This is a genomic window from Nocardia sp. NBC_01503, assembly GCF_036327755.1.
In the GTDB taxonomy this organism is placed as follows: domain Bacteria; phylum Actinomycetota; class Actinomycetes; order Mycobacteriales; family Mycobacteriaceae; genus Nocardia.
Map to the genome: position 1 here is coordinate 1,444,713 of NZ_CP109596.1, position 22,923 is coordinate 1,467,635.

The 22,923-nt window shown below is 62.1% G+C and carries 22 protein-coding genes and 1 pseudogene; 5 read left to right on the top strand and 18 right to left on the bottom strand.

The window, feature by feature from the left end; all coding sequences use genetic code 11:
- Positions 1-26: 26 nt before the first annotated feature.
- From OHB26_RS06740 to OHB26_RS06805, 14 genes are all read right to left on the bottom strand, one after another.
- Entirely contained in the window at positions 27-1,235 is a 1,209-nt protein-coding gene (locus OHB26_RS06740) for a DUF7373 family lipoprotein (RefSeq protein WP_442942870.1), read from the bottom strand.
- 108 nt (positions 1,236-1,343) lie between these two features.
- Positions 1,344-3,233: a serine/threonine-protein kinase gene (locus OHB26_RS06745; RefSeq protein ID WP_330183357.1), complete on the bottom strand. Its 1,890-nt coding sequence runs from the start codon at positions 3,231-3,233 to the stop codon at positions 1,344-1,346.
- The gene (locus tag OHB26_RS06750; protein WP_330183358.1) at positions 3,230-5,098 is read right to left on the bottom strand and encodes a serine/threonine-protein kinase; all 1,869 of its coding nucleotides are present in this window, start codon (positions 5,096-5,098) and stop codon (positions 3,230-3,232) included. Before OHB26_RS06750 ends, OHB26_RS06745 begins: the two co-directional genes overlap by 4 nt.
- Before the next feature lie 49 nt (positions 5,099-5,147).
- A complete protein-coding gene (locus OHB26_RS06755; protein ID WP_330183359.1) occupies positions 5,148-6,296 on the bottom strand; it encodes a DUF7373 family lipoprotein in 1,149 nt (382 codons plus the stop codon).
- Between the two features lie 223 nt (positions 6,297-6,519).
- Positions 6,520-8,055 carry a type VII secretion protein EccB gene (gene eccB / locus OHB26_RS06760; protein WP_330183360.1) on the bottom strand — a complete coding sequence of 512 codons (1,536 nt, stop codon included), beginning with the start codon at positions 8,053-8,055 and terminating at the stop codon, positions 6,520-6,522.
- A gap of 110 nt (positions 8,056-8,165) precedes the next feature.
- A complete protein-coding gene (locus OHB26_RS06765) occupies positions 8,166-8,465 on the bottom strand; it encodes a hypothetical protein (protein ID WP_330183361.1) in 300 nt (99 codons plus the stop codon).
- A gap of 47 nt (positions 8,466-8,512) precedes the next feature.
- Positions 8,513-8,863: a WXG100 family type VII secretion target gene (locus tag OHB26_RS06770; RefSeq protein ID WP_330183362.1), complete on the bottom strand. Its 351-nt coding sequence runs from the start codon at positions 8,861-8,863 to the stop codon at positions 8,513-8,515.
- Positions 8,864-8,916: 53 nt separating this feature from the next.
- Complete coding sequence (locus tag OHB26_RS06775; protein ID WP_330183363.1) at positions 8,917-9,705, bottom strand: ESX secretion-associated protein EspG; 789 nt, start codon at positions 9,703-9,705, stop codon at positions 8,917-8,919.
- Positions 9,702-10,727, bottom strand: a complete 1,026-nt coding sequence (locus OHB26_RS06780) for a PPE domain-containing protein (RefSeq protein ID WP_330183364.1) — start codon at positions 10,725-10,727, stop codon at positions 9,702-9,704. Before OHB26_RS06780 ends, OHB26_RS06775 begins: the two co-directional genes overlap by 4 nt.
- A gap of 15 nt (positions 10,728-10,742) precedes the next feature.
- Positions 10,743-11,057, bottom strand: a complete 315-nt coding sequence (locus tag OHB26_RS06785) for a PE family protein (protein WP_330183365.1) — start codon at positions 11,055-11,057, stop codon at positions 10,743-10,745.
- A gap of 27 nt (positions 11,058-11,084) precedes the next feature.
- On the bottom strand, positions 11,085-12,383 hold the full coding sequence (locus OHB26_RS06790) for a hypothetical protein (protein WP_330183366.1): 1,299 nt from the start codon (positions 12,381-12,383) through the stop codon (positions 11,085-11,087).
- A gap of 77 nt (positions 12,384-12,460) precedes the next feature.
- Positions 12,461-12,775, bottom strand: coding sequence for a type VII secretion target (locus tag OHB26_RS06795; RefSeq protein WP_330183367.1), 315 nt, complete (start codon positions 12,773-12,775; stop codon positions 12,461-12,463).
- A 110-nt stretch (positions 12,776-12,885) separates the two neighbouring features.
- A complete protein-coding gene (locus OHB26_RS06800; protein WP_330183368.1) occupies positions 12,886-13,173 on the bottom strand; it encodes a YbaB/EbfC family nucleoid-associated protein in 288 nt (95 codons plus the stop codon).
- Positions 13,174-13,197: 24 nt separating this feature from the next.
- Positions 13,198-13,563 carry a hypothetical protein gene (locus OHB26_RS06805; RefSeq protein ID WP_330183369.1) on the bottom strand — a complete coding sequence of 122 codons (366 nt, stop codon included), beginning with the start codon at positions 13,561-13,563 and terminating at the stop codon, positions 13,198-13,200.
- Between the two features lie 163 nt (positions 13,564-13,726).
- Here OHB26_RS06805 and OHB26_RS06810 point away from each other — a divergent pair, with 163 nt between their 5' ends.
- Complete coding sequence (locus tag OHB26_RS06810; RefSeq protein WP_330183370.1) at positions 13,727-14,302, top strand: hypothetical protein; 576 nt, start codon at positions 13,727-13,729, stop codon at positions 14,300-14,302.
- A gap of 50 nt (positions 14,303-14,352) precedes the next feature.
- Here the strand turns inward: OHB26_RS06810 and OHB26_RS06815 are convergent, their stop codons facing one another.
- The 4 genes and pseudogenes from OHB26_RS06815 to OHB26_RS06830 all read right to left on the bottom strand — a co-directional run.
- On the bottom strand, positions 14,353-15,141 hold the full coding sequence (locus tag OHB26_RS06815; protein ID WP_330183371.1) for an ESX secretion-associated protein EspG: 789 nt from the start codon (positions 15,139-15,141) through the stop codon (positions 14,353-14,355).
- Positions 15,138-16,883, bottom strand: a complete 1,746-nt coding sequence (locus OHB26_RS06820; RefSeq protein ID WP_330183372.1) for a hypothetical protein — start codon at positions 16,881-16,883, stop codon at positions 15,138-15,140. The genes OHB26_RS06815 and OHB26_RS06820 overlap by 4 nt, the downstream gene beginning before the upstream one ends.
- Before the next feature lie 179 nt (positions 16,884-17,062).
- Complete coding sequence (locus OHB26_RS06825; RefSeq protein WP_330183373.1) at positions 17,063-18,415, bottom strand: YncE family protein; 1,353 nt, start codon at positions 18,413-18,415, stop codon at positions 17,063-17,065.
- A 314-nt stretch (positions 18,416-18,729) separates the two neighbouring features.
- A pseudogene (locus tag OHB26_RS06830) lies at positions 18,730-18,951 on the bottom strand (DUF397 domain-containing protein); the annotation flags it as partial.
- A gap of 1,110 nt (positions 18,952-20,061) precedes the next feature.
- On the opposite strand from OHB26_RS06830, the gene OHB26_RS06835 reads away from it, so the two are divergent.
- The 4 genes from OHB26_RS06835 (at position 20,062) to OHB26_RS06850 (ending at position 22,862) form a co-directional block, all read left to right on the top strand.
- On the top strand, positions 20,062-21,327 hold the full coding sequence (locus tag OHB26_RS06835) for a hypothetical protein (protein ID WP_330183374.1): 1,266 nt from the start codon (positions 20,062-20,064) through the stop codon (positions 21,325-21,327).
- A 164-nt stretch (positions 21,328-21,491) separates the two neighbouring features.
- A complete protein-coding gene (locus OHB26_RS06840; protein WP_330183375.1) occupies positions 21,492-21,740 on the top strand; it encodes a hypothetical protein in 249 nt (82 codons plus the stop codon).
- A 63-nt stretch (positions 21,741-21,803) separates the two neighbouring features.
- Positions 21,804-22,322, top strand: coding sequence for a YbaB/EbfC family nucleoid-associated protein (locus tag OHB26_RS06845; RefSeq protein ID WP_330183376.1), 519 nt, complete (start codon positions 21,804-21,806; stop codon positions 22,320-22,322).
- 87 nt (positions 22,323-22,409) lie between these two features.
- Positions 22,410-22,862, top strand: coding sequence for a hypothetical protein (locus tag OHB26_RS06850; RefSeq protein WP_330183377.1), 453 nt, complete (start codon positions 22,410-22,412; stop codon positions 22,860-22,862).
- The last annotated feature ends 61 nt before the right edge of the window (positions 22,863-22,923 follow it).

The window sequence follows — 22,923 nt, forward strand, 5'->3', positions numbered from 1 at the left end:
CATGCTTTCGGCCGGGATCCACACCGCTACATCCAGGCGCTGTTGACCAATACCGCGAACTGCGCCGCCGCACGCTGGTGCGCATCCCGCAGCTGAGCGCTGGCCACCTGCGCGACGTAGCGGCCCGACCGCACCGTGCAGGTGAAATGATCAGCGGCCGACGCCGTTTCGACACAGAATGCCTCCGGCACACCCGGCGGCGGATCGGACTGCTTCACCCCGGCCCGTAGCTCGTTCAGAACGGCGCTCGCGGCCTTGTCATCCCGCGCCCGCGCCACCAGCCCACCCGCGGAAATCCTCGCCACAGCATCGATTCCACCGAGTTCGATCAGGTGCCCCCACAGCGCCGCATCCGCGGCCACATGCCGGTACCCCCGTGCGTTGAACACCGCCTCCTGATCGAAGCTCGGCGCCAGGTCCTCCCCCGCATGCAGCGACCGCCGCAACATATCCTGCGGGTCGTACCCCTGCTGCCGCATATCCCGCACCGAAACCGGCGGCAGCTTGTCCAGTAGCGGCAATTGCGCCGCGATGGCCCGCTTGGTGAGCTCCTGCAACACGGTGAGATTCGGCTCCGGTCGCGCGACATTCACAACGATCAAATAGTTCCCCCGCGCCAAGGCCGCGTCCAGTGCCGGAACATCCTGCCGCCAATGCGCTTTCGCATCCGGATACCAATCGAGCGTCACCGGCGAACTAACCTTCGGCGCGGAACCGAACCCCGCCGCCTCCGCCTCTATCGCGGCGGTCCGAGCCGCCGCGGCCTCGGGAAACTGCAAAACGGTAACCCGCACCCGGGTCGTATCCGGCACGGCAGTGGCAGCCATCCCGAACCCGAACATCATCCCATTGCGCTCGACAATCGGCCGAAGCAGCGAATCCACATCCCCACTCCCCCGAATAGCCTTCCCCACCAACTCATTCCCCAACCGCGGCTCAATCTCCGCCCCGGTAGGCACGGCTCCCGCCAACCGCACAATCGCCAACTCCATCCCCACCCCGTCATCCCCCACCGCCACCCGCCGGAAATCCACCGGATCCACGGAGTAGGCCCCCACATCAAGCCCCCGAATATCAACCTCCCCCGCAACCGGCGTACCAGCCAATACCTCCCCGCACCCCACCGCCCCCAACACAGCGGTCAACCCCAGCACCCCGCACCGAAACACCCTGTGCAACTTCATAATCGCGTCTATCTGGCCTTCACGAGAAAAGCGTACTGCGCCGAAACCCATTGCCGGGCACCGAGGAGTCACCCAACGGGATACCCAAGCACTATAGATTCGGACATATCTGACCAGTTCGGTAGGCGTCGATCAAGCTGAGGCGGGTGCGACCACCAGCTACTTCGGCAACTTGTCCACCACTGACCTGGCTATGGATTCGGCTGCGGCACAGTGCGCGTCATTGTCATCATTGCCGTGCACCTTGACCTCCACCTGCTCCTGCTGGTTCCCCGCGTCGCGGTACGGGTATTCCCTTGTGCAGATAGCCGCCACATTGCTCTTGGGTGCCAGCAGCACCCGACCGTTGCCCAGGTCGATCTGCGGATCGGGCGTGTCCGGCGGCGTGGTCTGCCTCAAGTTCACCGCCACCTCGGCGGACCCCTCCCAAACGCAGGAATGGGCCGAAGCCTCTTTGGGAGCTACCGGAAGAGTTCCGATCAAAGACGTGAGGGCGTCACGGTCGACCAGTGCGCACGGATCCAGCCGCGCCAGAGAACGATCTGCATCGGCCATACGAGGCACAGCAGACACCTGCGCCAACCGGGTCAGTACGTACTCCGCTAGGCCACACTCATCCTCATTCCACGCAGAGACTGTGACGCCCCAGGTCGGATGGGCTTCATCCGGCTGTAGTGCACGATCGCACGATGTGGTGTTGTCCCGCCCGACCACCGGCCGGCCATCGATGACCGGACCCTTCGGCGCGAAGCCGAAGAGGTATGCGGCCGGATTGAAGTCGAATGCGTGGTCTTTGGACGCCATCGCAAGGCAACCCCATGCCGAGTTCGGACGGAACGACCATTCCGGCACATTCGTCGGCCACCCTGCCGCCACTTCGGCAGGCAGTGAAGTCCCCAGTGCTGTACGGAGCCATGCGCAGGAATCCGCTTCGCGCATCTCGGTGAGCGACAACGGGAGTGGTGCGGCCTGCGAGTGTTCAGAATTGCCCCATCTGGTCCACGCTGCGCCCGCTGTCACCGCCAACACGAGCAGCACTGCGAGCAGGACCGGCAGTAGACGCCTCCCGGTCCGCGCGGGCCTGGCCTCGACCCCGGCGGCTCGGTCGCCGCTACGTAGACCGCGACGAGCGCCGGGCAATACGGTCGTCGCTTCCGGATTCGCCGCCAGCGCGGCAAGTTCCGTACCCAACCGGTCGATATCGTTGTGCACAGGCTCCGGCCACGGTCGCCCGTGTTCGGTGGGATGACCCAAATAGTCCAACATCTGGGCCGGCGTCGGACGTGCGGCCGCATCCTTACGCAGACAAGGCGCGATCAGATCCTGGAGTTCCGGGGGCACCCGCGTGAGATCAGGCTCGACGTGCACAATGTTGAACAACGTGTACGCAAGAGTTTGCGACGCGAACGGACTCTGCCCGGTTGCCGCCATTACCAGCAGCGACCCGAGTGAGAAGATATCGCTCGCAGGCGAAAGCGGCCCTGACAGTGCTTGTTCCGGTGACATGTAGGCGGGAGACCCCAGCACCGAACCGGTTTCGGTCAGTCCGGCCGGATTCTCCGCCGCCTGCGCGATGCCGAAATCGATTACCCGCGGGCCGTCAGTGGCCAGTAGGACGTTGGCGGGCTTGAGATCTCGATGAATCAGGGCGGCCTGATGAATAGCCTGCAATGCCGACGCCAGTCCGGCCGCGAGCATTCGCACGGCCGCAGGTGGCAAGGGCCCGTACCGCTCGACGGCCGTATCCAGCGGTATCCCGACCACGAAGACCGAAGCCAACCATGGTGTCGCCGAGTCGACGTCGAAATCGATCACGGGGGCGGTGAAAGCACCCGAGACACGGGTGGATGCGGCCACTTCCCGTCGGAATCGGGCGCGATACTCGATTTCGTCGAGGAGGTGTGCGTGGACCTGCTTCACCGCTACCAGCCGACCGTCAGGTCCGGCTCCCAGCAGAACTCTGCCCATTCCACCTGCACCGAGAATACCGAGGATTCGGTATCGGCCGATTTGCTGCGGATCGCCCGGGGCGAGTGGACGAATCGTCATTTCGGCAACTGGGACAGCACAGTCGAGAACACTCGTTTGGCTCGGTCGCAGGCACCGGGGAGATCGTTCTCATCGTTGACATAGATATATACGACCTCCGCCAGATCCTGGCGGGTGGGACGAGCCAAGTACTTCAGTGAGCAGGAATGATAGGCCGCGTCGTTGTCTTCGAGGTAGACCGTCGCTCCGTCAATCTGCACCGGCTGTGCCAGGGTACTGCCCCCGACCTTATCCGGGCGCGCGGTCTCGGTGAAGGACATGTCGAGTGTGGCATCGACACCGGCGAGTGTGCATCGGTAGGGGTAGCCGGTGCGCTCCGAACCGGCCCCGACCACCTCTGAAATCAGTGACTTCTGCATCAAGGCACAAGGATCCAGCCGGAGAATCGAGTTCGCCGGTAGTTGCAGTTGCGGCGGGTTCGCCGCGAGCCGGGTGACAATCGCGGTCATCACCTGATCGGATAGACCACATCCGTCGCTCTTACCTGATATCGATACCTCGACTACTACAGCGGGATGATCCTGTGTGATAACTCGCCGATCGCAGAAGACATTCTTGCCGTATATTGGCATCCATCCGGTCACAGCTCCGCTGGGTGTCCAGGTGTCAAGCGTTTCCGAGACCGACCCGCCCATCGTCAAGGTGATTACTCGCGAGGTCCCCGCTGAATCCTTGAAGGTGGTCGAACAAGCATCGGCGTGACCGGCTTCGTAATCTCCATCTCGCTTCGCGATCGGTCCGTTCACCGACTTGTCCAGCAGCGCGCAGAGATCCAACTGCCGCCACTGCTCTCCTCCCATAATCACCGGCATATCGGTGGCGGGTGCGGCCTGCCCTTGCTGCAGCGCCCAATCGTGTGCCCCGAACGCAGCGGCGACGAACAGCACGAGACAACCGACTGCTGCCGCGAGGATACGAATATTGCGCCGACGAATACTTCGTAGCCCGGCTAGCTGCGCCTCGTATCGCGCGTGTTTCGCGGTTGTCTCCACCCACCAGTCCGAGTCGGAACGATGCTCCGCGATCGCGTCCCTGACCGCACCCGACCACACCGGCTCGGCTTCGATTTGCCCAACGGCATCGAGTATTTGCTCAGGAGTAGGACGTTGCTCAGGATCCTTCGCCAGGCAACGCTCGACAAGATCGCGTAACGGAGACGGGACTCGAGCGGTTTCGGGCGCTGAGTAGATGACGTTGTAGAGCACCTGCGGTGTGGCGGTGCCAGCGAACGGACTCTCACCGGATGCGGCCATGGCCAAGATCGCGCCAACCGAGAACACGTCGGCCGCTGGGGCGAGTTGATGCCCCTGCGCCTGCTCAGGCGACATGAATGCCGGTGAACCGATCACCGACCCGGTAGCGGTGAGTTTCGAATCGCCCTCGGTACCACGAGCGATACCGAAGTCGATGACTCGCGGTCCATCAGGAGCCAGGAGAACGTTGGCGGGCTTGAGATCTCGATGGATCAGGCCGGTGCGATGAATCTCGATCAGCGCGGATGCCAGGCCCGCCGCCAGCAGTCGCAAGCCACCGAGCGACAGCGGCCCGGTCTCCTCCACAACCGTTTTCAGCGACGGGCCGGGGATGTATTCGCTCGCCAGCCATGGACTCTCGGATTCGGTGTCACAGTCGACCACTGCGGCGGTGTACGCGCCGGCCACTTGGCGGCTGGCCGCGACCTCACGTTGAAATCTCGCACGGAACTCGGGGTCGCCCGCAAGGTGTCGGTGAATCTGCTTGACTGCCAACAGCTTTCCGGTCGGCGACTCTCCGAGCAGCACCCGGCCCATACCGCCCTGGCCGATCACCGCCACCATACGGTTGCGTCCAAGCTGCCGCGGATCCTGGGAACCCAGCCCCTTCATATGTCCCCTCCCGCATAGCTCACACTCCGGCAGCCTGATTCGAACGCGATCATTTGCTGCCTTTCAGCACGGCATATTGAGCTGCGGCCAACTGCCGCACATCGCTCTCTTGATCGCTGAATACCTCGGCGACAAACCGTTCGTAGGGAATCAGGCAGCGAAACTGGCGTGCGCCGGCAACAGTCGGATTCGGCTGCGTAGCTTTGAAACACGCAATACTCGGAGCACCTGCAACCCCACGCATCGGTATGTATTTCGACACGGTGGGCACATCGGTCAGATGGGCCGTGAAATCGCGTGCCGCATCGGCGTCGCGCATCTGATACAGATACTTGTTGTCCGACACCGCGATGGCCTTGACACCCTTGGAGTCATAGTCCCGCGCGTCGGCAGCCGGACTGGTGCCCAGCACGGCATACCCGCGCGGGCTGTACACCGCGAATTGCCGGGGGTCGAGGACCTGACTACCGGTTGAGACGAGGCGACTGAGCAGCTTGTCCCGGTCCAGTTTCAACATAGGCTGCTGGTCGGCTGGGGTGGGCACGTACCCGTCCAGTTTGGGTATCTGTTGCTCGTAGGTGCGGGCAACGAAACCTGTGAGCTGATCGAGGTTCGCCTGGGGTGCCTCCACGTACACCGCGATGAGGACCGACTTCCATGCCAACCAGCTTCCCAGGTTCGGCACCCCGGGGCGCCAATGGCTCTGAGCTGCTGGGTAATCGGGAATACCGACCGCCTGATTCTTGGCGTTCGCCGCAAAGTCGTTCTGGTTCATATCGACCGCCGCAGCCGCGGCGCTCTGCTCATCGGGGAAGGCGACGAGCGCCACGGAAAGGGTGTAACCCTTGTGGTATTCGCTTATATACGGCGTCTCCGCCGAAGCCGCGATATAGGCGGCCAGAGGATGGTGCGGCGCAAGAGGCGGTGCGAAGACTCCGTCGCTGTTCCGGATACCGCCGGCAGTCGCGATGACGTTGCCGCCGTGCCCAGCCTGGAACTCCGGTGCCACATCGCTTCCGAATACGATGCGCTCGCCCAGGCGAAGTGACTCCACCAAGATGCCACGCGCACGGCTGGGTTGATCGTCGAAAGCGCTGTCCGCCCGCTGGGTCGAGTAGGAACCGACATCGAGCGTCTGGTCGTGATCCGCTGCCTGACTGTCACTTCCGCAGGCCACCGCCGTAACCACGATCGTCATAGCCGAAGCCAGGACGGCGAGCCGACTCAATCGGAACCCCATACACCCCCCTTTGCCCACGACTCCCCCGTGAGCATTCCGAACTCAGCTGACGAACCCAGCGGTCAGACCGCACGGTCGGCGACAATCTAACATCGGCTGTGCGGCAGAGCCATTCGCGATGCAATGCGTCACAGTTGCGGCAAGCTGGTGCGTGCATGGCCGGAAAGTGCTGCACACCGGTTCATTTACTGAGAGTCGGCAGAGAATCGTAGCTGGTCAAAGCGTCTGTGGTACTGAGCATTGGACCCGGAACGAGTTGGCCGACAATCGCCCACGGCGCCAGGCGGGGCGTACCGCCGAGACCGAGCACCTGGGCCGTGGTCAGATCAGGTAATCCGTAGCTGATTCCATTGTCCGCGACATAGAAGAGGCTGTCGCGGCGACGACTACCCGGTTCCATTCCAGTGGTCCGCACCAATTCGCCAGTGCTCGGCGGGATGTACACCTCGTCGATGCCGTCGGCGCTGCCATTGGCACCCGAGATGGTCACCGGGGACGCCGAATCCGCGAGCGGCAGACGTGTACCTACAAGTAGTGAGGTCGCGGCTCGGTCGCTGGGGCCTTCGGTGACGTCCGCGTCCTTCACATCGGTGGCCTTGGACTTCATCCACGTAATGCAGGCGACCGGATTGTCCTCCGCAGTAATGATTTTCGGTGCCACTGCAGGGAAGTCATCGACGGGTAGCACATGCACCGGGGGAAGAATCCCGTCCAGCAGGTCGGGAGTCACAGATCGGATGTCGTCCATACCCTGCGAGTTCGTATTGCGGATTACCTGGGCGGTGAACTCCGAAATACGTTGCACACCTTCGGACAACACAACATACAGCTCGGATTTCGCCGAGTTACCCGGTGAGGCGACCCGGATGACCCCGCCCACCGGGATTCCATTGAGACGTCCCGGACCGGGATCGCCCGCATGTGGAATCGTCGGCGAAACCAGCGGCGGCACTTCGATTGCCGCACCCACCAAACCGGTGGTGATCGGCCTGGCCCGCTGCCCCGCGAGATTCAACGAACGCGCCATGACGGTGTTCGTGGTGTCCACTTCGGCGCGTTTGCCGTCGTAGATCAAGTAATTCTTATCCGTCTTGGTGGACTTGTCCGTGCTGTGAACCAATAGAGCGGTACCCGCGTCGGCCTGTTTGATCCGCGCATTCAATTCGAGGCCGCCCGCGATCACGGTTGTCTTCGACCCGGTGGCCGAGGCTGCGCCGCCGCTGGCAGACAACTGCACGGTGTCGCAGATCGTCCACTGGGACCCATCACCCTGACTGGACCCTGGCAGGGCCGCCGGGGCGCCTGGAATACCGAGAATTGGACCACGCGGCACGGTGTTCAGCTTGGCGTCCTTCACCGACTTCGGAGATTCGGCGGTACCCGAAATCAACCGAGCCGAAGCAAGATTCAGCGCCGGATGCAGCGTCATCTTAGTCTTGTCGTTCTTGTCCCGCACCACGACATACAGTGCGCCGCTGTCCTTACCCACGACGATGTTCGCGTCACCGATCGAGCCCTGCGGCCGAATGAAGGCCATGATCGTGCAACCCGCGACCACGAGCAGCGCCAGAATCGCGCCGGACAACAGGGACCGGAACTGTGCACGCATGGGGTCGTGCAGCATGCGTACATCGCGGCGAATCAATGCGTGGTCGAGACGACGCAGCAGGAACCGGTACCCATTGACCTGGGCCCGAGTGGTCAACTGGGCTGGCACTGAACCTCCGTCGGAACAAGAACTACATGCGGGACACTACCGAGACCGGCACCCGACAGCGCACCCCGCCGTGACAGCGGGGTGCGCTGTTGGGAGAAACCGTGATGGTCTCAGATACCGCCGAAGCCGTCGCCGATCTTCTTGTCGGCGCCGAGGGCGGACTGCATCGCGTTCTCGACCGCGATGGCGACCTGGTTGAGGGTGTGCAGCGAGTCCGCGTACTCGTTCTTCCAGTTGGAGTGCACTCCCTGGAATCCGGCCAGCGCGCTGTTGTTCGCCCACGCAGCCTCGAGCTTGTTGGCCGCGTCTTCCATGTCCTGGCCGGCCATGGTCAGCTGACCGAACTGTTCCTTGAGGTCGGCGACCAGGGTGGTGATTGTCGCCTGGTCATAAAGCATTTCATCAGACATATGTCAGTCCTCCAAAGCTGGTATTCGGGTGAAACTTGATGGATCGATCAGAGGTTGGTGAGGGTCTTGAAGCCAGCCTCGTTCTCGGCGTCCAAGTGCCGGAACGACGCGACACCGGTGCCAACCTGCTGCTCGATGGAGTTCAGGATGTCGTTGAGGCGCTTGTTCTCCCCATCCCAGGCGTCGGCGGCCTGGTTGAACGCCACCGCAGCGACGCCCTTGAAGCCGGAACGCGAGGAGTCGACGGAGGCGGTGACCTTGGCCAGGATCGCCTTGACGGAGGCGACGACGTCGGCCATGTGGCCCTGCGCCTTGCTGGCTACATCGTGTTCTGACTGAACGCTATTGCCGCTCATGATGTTTCCCTCTTCGGTGTGTTCGATGAAACGCTTGGACAATGCGGTTCCGCATCACCCGTTCGGAGTGGATCAGCTGCCTGGTCACATGAGGATTACGACAGCCACCTTCCCCCGGGCAACGATTCGACCAGACCCGAGATCGCCTGCGCGACACGGTGATCGGTGCCCGGTGTCAACGTGGACCAGACCTGCTGATCCGGAGCGATCCCGGGTGCGGCCACAATGCGACCCCGCGCGGTGTCATACACCACGACGGCCCCCGGCGATCGATCAGTCACGCCGTCTGCGTAGGCATAAGCCACCACTTCGGCGTAGGCATGGGTGGATGAGAGCGCGAGGCCGTACACCGTGGCGTCGGTATCGGCGACGCCGAGGCTGTACACCGCACTCGCGAAGTCCTCGGAAGTTGTTGCGTTGTCGAAGCGTTCGCTCAGATCCGTGGACAGCGCGCTGAAGCTCGCTACCTCCGCGGGCGGGAACGCTCCGAGGGCGTCGAGTATCGGGCGCGCGAGCGAATCGCCTCGGCCGTCCGTCCAGATCGATCGGATGTCCAGGCTGTCGCCGCGACGGATTGCCACCACGGTGTTCTCGGCGCGGCGGGCGAGACAGACTCGCACCTGGCCGTCGGCGGTGTAGATGCGTGCGGCCAGTTCACAATCCGGTTGGGCGAGTACGAAAAGCGCTGTGGCGGTGTCAGGGTCGACGTCTCCACGGCTGTCCAGGATCCGGGCGGTGCGCAGCTCGGCGCGGGCGAGCTCCTGGCCCAGATTCCATTCGGTGTATGAATCCTGTTGCGGGCCAACGGAGAGCACCAGCGGCAGGGTCTGTACGCCGAGCTCGGCGGCGAGTGCGATCACACTGTCATTGGTGAGGGTCGTCATGACGATGCCTCCGCCGTCGGAGCGGGCGCGGGCGCGGGGTTCGCGTTCTCCGAGCCGGTGCTGCCCGCGTTGAATGCGATATCGGGAACACGCTGCTGCGCATTGGGATCGAGTCCGCCGAGCACCGCCGGGGCGACCTGCATACCCGAGGTGAGGCCGAGCTCTTCATCACCGGTCGGCACCGCCAGTCCGGAGCGGGTGTGGTGCTCGCCCTCGTCCTGCCCCTGCGGCGACACCGCGCCGGGAGACATCGGCACCGAGCCGCTCTGCTGCACCGTAACCGGCTGCACCACAACCTTTTGTGTGGTGTTGGCGTTGACCTCGGCCACCGCGCGAGGCTGGAACGCGGTAATGACGGGCGGAATGTTCAGCGCCCCCAGCGGAATACCGGGCATGCTCGGCAGCTCCGGGGTGACCGTCTCCGGATCCGCCTGCGGCACGTTCTGGGTCGTGGTCATACCCGCGGTGATCTCCGGCGGAGCCGCGTGCTCCCACGGGGTCGCCAGGGTCTCCGTCGCACCCTCGTAAGTGCGCATGACCCGCGCCGCAACGGCTTTCACCGTGTCGGAGTCGGTGTCGGTCTGCGCGAGCTTGGCCAACATGGGCGCGCCGATGGCGGTACCGAGCTGTTCGAGCATTTCGCGCAGGTGCTTGAGCTTCTCCACATCGTCGGCGTCCGGCATGGCAAGTCGCGCGATTTCGTATGCGGCGGCATGGGATTCGGCCTGCGCGGAATTCTTCGCCGCCTCCGCGGCGGAGGTCGCGAACCAATCCCGTAGGGCGCGAATGCGTTCGATGAACTGCTTACTGCCCGCCGATTCCCATGCGCTGTCGAGGTTTTCGAGAATGCGCTCGTAGTCGATGGCGGCCGCGGCGAATCCGGCGCTCAGGCGCGCCCACGCGAGCCCGGCTTCGGCGGCGGGTACCGCGCCCACCCCCGTCACCAGATCGCGCGCCAGCTGCTCGGGCGGTCTGGCTTCCCAGATCTGGCCCGTGAAGCCGGGAATCGTCGGTTCCAGCATCGGCTACGGCGCTCCTCAGACCGCGAAGCCGAGGACGCTCTGCTCCTCGACCTGTCCGAACTGGCCGACCTGCGCGCGCAGCGCGGCGGCCAGCTTGCGGACCTCGTCCACCCCGGAGGTACCGGAGGTCTGGAACGAGGCGGCGACCGAGTTCAGCGTCTGGGAGGCGCGCACGGAGACCTCATCGGCCCCGGCGGGGGCGATCTCCAGCTTCGCCTGTTCGACGCTCATACCGTTCGCGAGGCGATCGGCAAGCGCGTCCAGCTGTGTGGCGGCCTGCAGTGCGCTCGACGCATCGAAACGCACGCCTTCGAAATCGTTGGTGCTCATGCCAATCCTCCTGTTACCCCTGCGTTTTCAGAGCGTGAGCGCTTTGTCCGGTGGTTCGTCGACGGGTTCGACCGCGCCGACCACCGGAATCGATACGCCTTCGATGACGCCGACCACTTCGTCGCCGTGTGCGCCGGTGACCAGCGCGGTGCGCTCACCGGTCGATTCGGTCTCGCCTTTGTTGGCCAGGCCCGCGCCGGTACCCATGCCACCGGGCATGCTTGTGGTGGAACGGGTTTGGGTTTCGTTGTTATTGCTGTTGACGCGTGAGACCGGTGAACCGGAACCCAGGCCCTCGCCGGCGGACATCTTGCCGGAGTACGGGCTGAGCGGACTGCTGTTGAGTCCGGAGCCGATCGGCATGCCCGCGGGAATTCCGCCGCCACCGGTGGTGGTGTCGTCGGTCTTCAGCGTGGTGGTGTCGACCGGTTTGCCGTCGGTGGTCGTGGTGTCCTGGTTGGTGGTGGTCGTGTCTTTGTTCGTCGTGGTGGTGTCTTTGCTGGTGTTCGTGGTCAGCGCGCTGACCACGGATTGACCGGCGGAGCCGATACTGCTCGCCGCGGTCGATCCGGCGGACACCACCTCGCTGCCCTTTTCGACAACCTTCTGCACGGCGGTGCCGCCGACGCTCAGGAACGGCTGCACGGCCTGGGTGACCTGGTTCGCCAGCGACGCCACATCGGCGACATTGGGCGCACCGGGGACCGGGATCTTGATTCCGGCCGCCGCCACCTCGGCGGTGTGAACGGTAAGTTGGGCACGGGTTTTGGCGGTGATGACCCCGGCCTCGGACAGCGCGTCCGTAGCCATGGCGATCAACGCGGGCAGCCCGGCCGGAGTGACCAGGAAGGCGATACCCGCCATCACCTCCGCGGTGAATCGCGCGATGAGAGCGGAGAGCTCCGCATACCCTTCCGCGACGGTCGCTTCGGCGTTGAGCAGGATCACCTTCAGCTGCTGGCCCTGCGCGTTGACCGTCGGGTTGACCGAATCGACCTCGTTGCTCCGGACCTGCGCGGAGTTCGCCGCGTCTCCCTGCCAGCTGTTCGAGACCGCGGCGGACGCCGCCGAGCTCGTACTGACCGCGGAGCTGAGCGCCTTGCTGACCGAGGAGAAGATCGAGATCAGCTCGGTGCCCATACTCGCGGCACCGCTGCCCATCGAGGACAGCAGACTGATCGCGGGCTGAATCAGCGTCGTCGGATCGATCGTTGGCAACGTCGGCATCTGAAACCCGGACAGATCCGGCAATGTGATCGCCGGAAGTTGCGGCAGCTGCGGCAATCCCAGTCCACTGATCACATCGGACACCGGTGTATCCACCATCGCCCCGACCGGACTGGTACGAATGACGTCCAGCACGGTAGGGCTTGGTGTCGTGGTCACTACACCGACGGATTCGGTCACAGGTTGCTGAGGAAGGTCGTCGCCGAAGCCAGCTCAGTGGTCGAGTAGGTCGCGACGGCCGACGCCGCACTGACCGCGGTCTCCGCGTGCACGGCAGCGATTTCCGCCGCCGACGACAGGTACGACCCCTGCGCCCCCGCGAAAGCCAGCAGGAAATCCTGGCCGATCAATCCGAACATCGGCACCGCCGAGGCGAGCGCGCTGACCGAGTCGGCCGCGGCCGCCCCCGCAACCTGCGCCGCGATCCCCGCATGCTGAGTGCCATAGGCCAAGATTGGTTCGAAATCCGCCTTCACGTAATTGGCAGTCATCGGTGGTCCCTCCCAGGTACATCGATCTTGAATGACAGTACAAGTACGAAATTGCTTGTGCCAGATAGTAAAACGCAAATTCTGGCTCAAGATTGCGTTAACGGACCGGTCTACCCGGCCATCTCCTCGTTGAATCGGTTTACTATCTCGGCCCGTCGCTCGAACGCCGCGCGCGCCGCCGCTGCCGACGTCGTCACCACCACCCGCTCGAACTCGTCCGGTGTCATCCGCGAAACAGCGTGGCTGAACTGAAGATTCTGCAGCGCCCCGTTCCCATCGACCTCGGCCATCACGGCGCCGTCCTCGGAGGTCTCGCGCCCCCGAACAGCGGCCATCTGCTCCGCCAGATCCTGAAACCGATACAGCTGCCGACGAACCCGTTCCTCGAGCTCATCCATAGACCCGACCACGCGTCCCCCTCCTCACACAGTCCGAAGCCAACTCTGCGGCTCAGTATCGTAGTCCTGCTCCTCGACAATCTCCTGCCGAGCGACATCAGCCTCGGTGGGCAGCCCGGTGTGCGCGAGTCCCGCGGCACTCATCCCGGCCTCCTCCAACTGCTTGCGCTTGGCGAGACCGGCCCGGGCCGCGGCGCGCTGACACAACCGGAGCATCTCCGCCGCCAACTGCGTCGGATCCCGATGCAGCTCAGCCGCATCCACCTTCACAGCGACGGGAATCCCCTGCTCGGTCACGCGCATCTTGATCGACCCGTACGGATTCGCAATGGCGACCGAGGCCCACCCCGGCCCCGCCGCTTCAGCACCCGCGGCCCCCGCCTCGGTCATGCAGAACTCCCTCCCAGTTCGTGATCGTATAGATACCATACGACGTTTTCGATCTCCACCGACATTCAACTCGGCTCCCCGCGCCGCGTCCTGGCATGATCAGCTGCGGTCGGGGCCCGAAAAACGGCTGTACGACGGGGAATTCGATGTGGGGAGATCAACAGTGAAGCGTTCTGTTCTTGCAGCCTGTGGGGCTTTTGTCGCAATCGCGACACTGACCGCCTGCGGTTCCACGACCTCCGGCACGGCGACGACCGCGTCGACGAACAGCAACTCCAGCGCCGCGATGACAACACCGGATCGCGCCGCCGGACTGGGCCAGGCCTCGAAAACGACATGCGCGGCTCTCCTGGCCAAGAGCAACGCCGACAAGCAGGCATTGCTCCGGCAGGTCATTGCCGAGAACCCGAACTGGAAGAACTTCGGCAGCGATGACATCGGCATCAGCTGGGCAGAGATGAACTGCAAGGGAAATGGCAAGGAGACCCAGGCGATCGGAGTCGCCCTGGAGGTCGCCCCGTCGACCGCCGCAAGCTTCAAGAACGTCGCCACAATGACCTGCCACGACTTCTTCATCCAGGACACCGACGATGACACGGGCATCGCGCTCATGCAGCAGTTGACCAAGGAGAAGCCGGAACTCGGTGGTGCGGGGCCATTTCCGACGCTGATCTGGGTGCGTGAGGAGTGCAAGAAGCCGGGGTCAGCGGACAAGGTCATGGCTTTGGTGGCCAAATAGCCTGGGCGGCGGGCGGTTCGGCGGCAGCACGCGCTTCGCTGCGCTGCCTCTTATCGACGTTCCTCCTTGATCACCCGAATCACCTCGGCGATACGAGCATTGATCATGCCGATGAACCGCTTCTCGTCTGCGGCAACCGCCTTCCACGGCGCTGCATGCCCGATCACGTATCTTCCCGAATCCTGCAGATCGCGCCACTCCATCCGATGTCTGGTGACCCCGCGCGGACCGAATACCGACGATCCTTGGATTACGTCGATGGTGCCGATAAGAGTCGGTCTGATGTGCAAGAACTTCCTTGAACGGTCAGCAACCGGATCTTCGGGACCCGCACCAATACGTGAGCGACCGTACTCATAGTCGATGTCGTCTTGCTTCTCGCTTGGTGGCGATAGTGGAATTTCAGCGTGGTCACCTGGCTTCGAAACCGGCAATGCCGATACGATCTCATCTGCCAGCCGCAATGGATCGCATTCTGCAACAGTGAATCCACCACTGTGCATGTAGGTTTCACCGGGCAGCTGTGTAACGAGGAATCCTTGACTCCCCTTGCGAGTCGCCATAATTCTGATTCGACCGTCCGATCGCTGCGGATCTCGGCCGTCCCAAGCATCGACAATGATTCGAATATCCGGCTGCGCCACAGATTCCAAAACACTGTCGAACGATCCACTCAGCCTGGTACGGACCCGCTCAGCTGTCTCTCGCTTCTCGCGCAGGAAGTCGTCGTATAGCGGCGTCCTACTCATGAAGGAGAAGGGGAAAGGTAGGTAGTCACTATTGAGCTGTTCCCACAGCACTACGAACTCTAAGTCTCCGAGCTGCCAGATACGTGTCATTTCTCCGCCACCGGCAGTACCGCTGCGGGAAGCTCTTCGAACACCTCGTCGAGATTGCCTCCGGACCTTAAGAATTCGGGCCGCTTATGTTCCTTCCCTGCCCCCTGGCTACCTGCCTGGGCGCCCGAACCCATTGGCATGCCGGAGCCGGTCGAGCCGGTCGTCCCGGTGCCAGTCGCACTGGCACCGGCTGCCACCCCTGCACGCGAACTAGACACAGTTTCATCGGTCTCTTTCGCGGAAACGGTCGAGCGTGGGAACAGCTTGCTCTGTGGGGTGTTCTCCTTGGGTACTGCGGAGGTTGGGATTCCGCCACCCGGCGATTTCGGCGACCCACCGGGCGAGCCGGGATCAGTTGGGACCGTTTGCAGATTCGTTAGAGCAGCAAGCTGCTGCTTCAGTTGATCCGCGGTCGTGGTATCGGTCGCAGTCGTGCTCTTCTGAAGCGACTGAATCAGAGACGAACCAGTGGAGGCCAACGACTCCACCAGCGCGGTACCTTGCTGCGCAAGCGTCGAGATCAACGAAGTAACTTGTGAAGTTTGATCGGTGGTCGTCGTTTTAGACGGATCATTGTTATTCGGATTTTGGTTATTTTTAGTTGGATCAGTTTGAGTCGGCACCACAGGCTGATCCGTAGCCGTCGGCGTCTGCGGACTGCCAGCATTGACGGTCGAGGGTGACGCTGGATTACCGGCCCTGCTTGGAGGATCCGACGGAGGCACTTGCACGGCCGCAAACAGGCCGACAGGGGAAGGAAAATCGGACACCAGAGAGGAGTTGTATTCTTTTAGGCCAACCGCATATGTCCTATTGAACGCATCCTGATATTTTTGAAGATGCTCACGTTGCTTATTCTGGTCGCCGAACTCGACCACCAGTTTCCCGCCCTCCATCTTGACTCCCTCGATGTCGAGGTCAAATTCGACATCGGGCATGGCTTCGCGAGTCGCCAGCAACCAGCCGGACAAATTCGTCAGATTTGTCCCAACCGTCTTCATTATTGGAATAAGCTGCTGATCAACATTATCGGCATACTTACTGATCGATGCCTGCGCGACCTCATGAGACTCCCCCTCCCATTCGCCTCGCAATCCGTGAATTTCATTTCGGAATACACCAAATGCAGCACTCAGCTCGTCAGCCATCCAAGTCCAATGGGTGCCCGCTTGCGCTGGACCGACTGCATTTATCTTCGTCCGCAGGTGGTACAGGTCCGCCCATGACTTACTAGCGGCGTTTTCACATGACACAGCATGCGAATCGGTCGAACTTGTCCCCGGACCCGCCGGTGTTGACGCGGGATCCTTCTTGGGCGGACCAATCGTGGACAGATCCGGATAAGCAACTGAAGAACCACCTGGCTTATCAGTAATAGTCAGGTTATTGAAAGCATCTGCCGACTGCTGCTCGACCTCTGCCTTAGCCTTGCCTGCGGCCCGAAAAGTTTCCGCCATATCAGTAACCGTGTCAATATGCTCTTTGAGTTTATCTCGAATTTTCCCGCCGAGATCATTGAACTCCTGAGCCAGAAGCGTTCCAGAAAGAAACTGATCTGGCGGTCCCGAAAAAGGTGTCAGATTAACAATATTCTGCTCGATACCGAAATGCACATCCAGTAAATGGCCGAGCAGAGTATTACATGAATTCACCCCCGAAATCGCAACTGCCGGAGTAAAGCGGAGTAGCCCGGCTTTTCCTTTATTGGCAAGGTCCAAATAGGACTTGGCGTCTTCACCCAACTGAATCGGCTCCCCGAATGTAGCTTTTTCATCATCTAGCCCGCAATCGTCACGAGCGATTTGTATTTCACTGTACGGTTCTGCAACCGCTCGGTTCCCACCCCGGCGTCACTACGGCCCGACCGTACCACGCAGAAGGCTGAGCGGACTTCTCGCAATTTTGACTGGACCAGTAGTCATCATCGCTGCAGCACCGAAATCTCGCCGCTTGTATAGGCATAGATGTTGTGTGTGGTCGGATCTACCGCCAGCGCCTCGGGATTCGGGACAGTCAGGGTGGCGGTGACCACTCGGGCTATGGTGTCAACCACCTTGATAGCTCCCTCCCGACCACTGGAGATGTACAGGATGTTCGCCCCGGGATCAACTGCTATCGAGCTGATTTCGTGACCCCGACCGTCAATAGTTCCTACGACAGCCATCGCCACGGGGTCGATCACCGCGATCATCCCCTCCGTGTCCACAACGAACAATTTGCGAGCGGCGGGATCCAACGTGATGGAGGTGGCCGCGAGGGGTAGCGGGATAGAGTTGATCTGCTTGTTCGTTGCGAGGTCGACTAATTCGATGGACTTGCTCTGATTGACTATGAAGGCTGTGCGCTTGTCGGTGCCGATCGCGATACCCATCGCGGGGAGCCCGGCGGGCATCGATCCAGTTAACGGAATGGTGCCGGTAACCGTGTTGGTAGAGCAATCGATTACGGTGAAGACGCCGCCTTGGGTATCCGCGCCGGCCGATCCCAAAACGTAGGCGGAGTGGGTACCTGGGTCGACGGCAATGGATTTCGGGTTCATGGTCAGCGGGATTGTGGCGGCCACCCTGTTGGTGGCGATATCCACCACGAACACTGAGCCCGGCGAGTTCTGTTCTGCCCCAGGTGTTGCCACATACAGAGACTTCGCATCCGAGTCGAGAGCGAGAGAGCCGTACGGCTCAGACCCGACCGCGATCGTGGTGCGTACGTCGGCTGCGGTCGCTGGAACCGAACCATGTTCGCTACCTGCAGGTTTCATATCGATCACGGCAATAACGGCGAAGACGACCAGTACAACGACAGCCGCACACGTCACAAGAACTATTTGTCCGCGCATGTCACGGGGCACCGGTGCGGATTTTGCGCCACTGGGTTGAACCAGCGAGCTTCGCGGAGGATGAGCAGCCTGAATGAGTACAAGACCCGACTCAGGAACCAGTTCGCGTGGCAATACGAAACCGGGTCCGCCATTCGGTCGGATGAAGGCTACGCCGCCGATAAACGCCAAGTCCTTGATCTGGCTGTAGGGCACCACCGTGTACCCCGTCGCCGGTGGCACTTCCATCGCGTTGCTGCCATACCGCACCCACAATCGAGTCCCCGCAGCAGCATAAGAGGCAACCAACGGATTCCGCCGCAACAAGCGAACTCCCGTGGCCAACACAACGACGACAACGGCCAGCACCAGTAGCACGAGATACACACCGACTACCCCGGAGAGCCCCGAACCCGAACGGCTTTCCCTGCTCACCAAATCGAAGATGTGCCGAGCCATGATCACCAGTGGTATAGCGGCCACAATCGCCCAAGCCCTCGGCGACCGCCATCGTGCCAACTCCATCGCCCGGCTCAGCCGCGGCACTGTCCCCGAATCCGCCAAATAGCTACATTCAATCGGTGCACTCGAACCCGGTTGCTGCGTCGGCTGATTCGGCGAGACCGGCTCTGGGTGCGGCACACACTGGTCAGATGGTCGCTGCACGAACCCCCCTCTCGTTCAGACACTCGCTCGACCCTAACCCGCGCTCGCTACCAGAACCAGTCGAGCCCAGTTTCACACGACGGCCGGACTGCCCACACGCGCACCAGTTACGGCAGGTCGGCGTTCGGGTTCGAGATCACACCCAACCGACTCGCCTTATAGGTGGCGGTCGTCATGAATGCCAGATATCGCTGGCGAGGAAGCAAGTCCCATTGATCGCCGGAGAACCACAACTCCAAACCGCAGTTCCTCGAGTCGGGAACACCGATCCGGTCGCTGTCGAGGAGAACCTCGACACACTGGCCACCATTGCTTCCGCTGTAGCTGGACTTGGGCCACTCATGATCATGTGTCGACTCCTCATTTCCACTCGGCCGAGCGACTCCGAATCAGTTCGGTGGATCCACTTTTCGACAGAGCCGCCGAACGGAGCTGGCCGGCCAGCATCTCGTACACTGCCACGCGTATTCCTGCAGGTAGAGAGCGCCGGTGGGGTACTCGATATGGCCGACGGTCTGGGCTTGATCGAAATGTAGGAGCGTGAACTCGCTGACGTTGCCTGCGTGTGCGTAGGTCCTGGTCGGTAGGACGCAGATGAATTGACTCTCCGCCAGCCCCTCCAGGCCGACGAAGGTCTTGAACCAATCGGTCAGAACCTCGGAAAACGTCGTTCCGACTGAGCCAGTTGGGATCTCTGCCCCGTATCCCAGAACTCTCGATACGACTGCATTAGCTCTGTGGCCCCTGCGCACTCATCAGCGCGACGATTTCCGCCTCGCTGCACCCCTCCAAGCATCTGCCGCTACCAGGCCGCGCATTAACCAGCGGCTTGGTCAGATTGTCCATGAATGCCATCGGGGCGCTCCAGCCTCTCCCGCAGCAGGTCGCTGGTATCAGGCGTTGTCGGCGAGGCGCTGAAGGTAGCCCATCACAACGCCGTCACACCTGACCGAAAGGAAGGTGACCGGAGAGGTGGCTTCTTCGGGATACGGCGAAGTCGGAACCGCATCCAGCGCACCCCATCCCTCTGAGCGATCCGCGGGCGCACCGCTCGGGCACTCCCCATCTTGCATCCAGGGACCCTCCCCCAGCGGCACATCCGGATTCAGCCAACGCCAAGTCCTGAATAGTCCCGCGCATCCCCGAGCTCAGCACCGGCAGGAATCCCACCGAACTCAGCGTCCTCAGGCTTTCCCACCCAATAGCTAATCGCCTCAACAGGTTTCAGACCACGTTGATACATCTCTTCCAGCTTGCTGGACCAGAAGATCGAAAACCTCACCGGGCTGATGCCGGACTCCGCGCGGAAGGACCCCGCTGCCGATCTCGTCTTCGCACCCTGAGGTAACCAGCAAGAGCGTCTCCGAGTGTGATCGGCAGGTATGCAACCGGCCGGCGCGTCCATGCTTCGTAGCCAGCTCGCGGTTGATCAAATAGTCATGAGCACTTCCTATCAATTGGTCAATCGAGCTAGGTTCGGACAGGCTGGAAGCTCTATTGGTTCGGAGACCGGGGACAGTGTGAGCCAGGATAATTCGACGGAGGAATCGCCGGATGTGGGATTTCGGTTGGAGCGAAACACCGCTGCGGAGGGAATCGGCCTGGTTCCGGGTCGACCGGCGAGGTCGGATCGGTCGGCAGAGCAGGATCGGCTGATCCAACAGGTCACCGACGAACTTCTTGCGCAGCTGCCAGATGGATGGGATCGACTGGATGTGGCCGTCGCCATGACAGTCAGCGACGAGACCGCACAGGTGATCGTGTCGGACTCGAAGCGTGCAGCGCCGGCACGGCTGTCAATGCGCATGGTGGAGCTGTTGCGAGAGCTTCGTCATCGGTCGGCCGAGTCGGCCGATGGTCCGTGGTGGCGGTTTCTCGCGATCGCGACCAGGGCGGGTTCGACACAGATCGAATATGACTACGGGGCAGAGCCTTTCCCCGACCAGCAACTATTTCCCCCGCAGGCGTATCTCGCGGATCTTCGGACTTATCCGCGCAAAAGGCTACCGATGTGGTTGGCCGCATACGTCGGCCACGGTGGCCGACAGACCCGTACGCCCGGCATTGCCGCACATGCCGAGGCGGGTGATGGCCCATTCACGCCACGGGTTGAGACCGATCTGCCCGCACTGCCCTTGCTGTGGGCCCGCTGGGCCGTGATCGCCGCCGCCTTCGTGGCCGCGGATTCGCCATTGGGTCCCCGGACCACAACTGCGCTCGGCTGGTTCGAGGGATCGACCCGCAGCGGGTCCACACTGCATCTGCTACCGCATGGACGAGCGGTCCTTTCGGGCGGTTTATGGAGCGATCTGAGACTCGACGCCACCTACAACGACGGCGCCACCATGCCGCAGCTGTATCGTGGCGCGCCCGACTGGGTTGCTGATCCCGTGCTGAATCCCCGTGCAGCGAACGGATTGCTGTCATTTTGCTATTGGTGGGACGGTGAGGCATGGCTTTGCGGTGAATCGCCGGTCACCGCCGAACTAAGTCCTGCGCTCCCCGGCATCTGGAGCAGCGATACAGTATTCGACGTGCTCGCACAGCTGATCGAGGGGAGTTCGTCCTCATGGATCACCGCCCTGGTAGCGGCGGCTGAGACCGGCAGCGTGACGCGTGCGCTACTGGCTCGATCTCTGGCCGGTGATAAGTTCGATCTGGACGCTGGCTACTATCAGTTGATGCTGGCAGGGATCGCCAAATAGGCAGCAGAGCAATGCGTTCGACGCACCTTTGCGTTGGCGTGCGCAACTCCTCCGCGTATATGATCGGCGGCAGTTACCGAAGGACTACAGCGGGGGTCAACGTGGCGACAAAAGTACAGGTCGAAGTCGCTGGTATGCGGTCCGTAGCAGACAGGCTCGACGATGTGTCTGCCACGATCACCAGCATTCTGAACACGGTAAAGGCTGCGGCAGACGCTCATAATGGCTGCTGGGGGCACGATGAGTACGGTGACAAATTCGCCGACGGCAACAGCGGCTACAACGCCCGCAATCCCGCCTTACAGGACACCCTCGCTTCGAAAACAGCCCTGCTCCAGAAGTATTCGAAGGGACTGCGCGATGGTGCCAGATCGTTCGAAAACGTGGAAGACACCAACACCAGCCGCTTCTGATTCGTAGCCAGGAAGAACAGGCGCTCGGGTAGGGCCGGGCTTGCACCGTGCGGGGAGACAGCTGTGACGAATGAGGTTGCGAAGGCACAGCTGGCTGAGCTGGTCGAATTGGTCGAGGGCAGCTTCGCGTCCGTTGCACGGGCACAACAGGAACGCGCCCGACTCACCGCGACCGCGCATGCCGGCGGGCGACGCGTCACGATCACCGTCAATGCCGACGGTGTCGTGATCAAGACCGAATTCTCCGATGACATAGGTGATCTCCTGTTCTCCGAGATCGCTGCCGCTGTCACCCAGGCCACCCAGGAGGCTGCCGCGCAGGTACAGCAGAAGTCGCAGGAGATCCTGGCCGCGCTACAGTCCGAACAGGCTCGCGTTCCGTCGCTGTCCGAATTCTTCCCCGTTATGCCTGATATCCAGGCCATGGTGCCCACTCCGCCCGAAGTCTCCATGGCGCCACCCGACGCTGCCGAACGGAAGGCCGCTGACATCGATACGGCACCGCAGTTCGACAACGTCGAGGAATTCGAGCACGACCCGCAAGCCCGCCGGCGATCCAACATCGCTGCCACCGAATGGTGATCGGCGCCAGGTGAGTGGTCAATCCAGGCACGCCGATGGAATGATGTGCCCGGACCACGACTAAGCGGAATACCGAAAGGCAGGCACATGCATTGGCTCAAAGAGTCGCCATCCTATTTTCGGTTCCGCAACGGCACGATTCGTCTCGAAGAGCCTGAGCACGGCAAGCTGATCGGGCAGAAGCTGAATGTTCGAACGGGCGCTTTCGAACCCGCATCGGACGAGGACATGGACGCGGTGCTGAGATCTGGTACCGATCTGGACTTCTCCGCGCTGAACGAGGAACAGTTCGTCAAAGCGACCGAAGAAGCGCGCAGTCTGTACCTCCGCGGATCAGGCCCGGTATTCGATCTCTACGCGCAAATCAAGGAGATGTTCGAACACGCCGAGCAGGAACGACGGCGAATCAGTCCTGAGGAGCGAAGTATGATCGCCGCCCTCTACCGCACGACCTTCCAGGTATGGGAAGAGGAATTTGCTCGGCGCGACGCGGGTGACGAACCAACCTTCGGCTACTCCTGGGTCGGAGGCAGTCGATAGGCCCGGTCAGGCCGAAAATTGGACCGGTAGAGACACTCTGGGTAGGGTTGCGTATACGTTT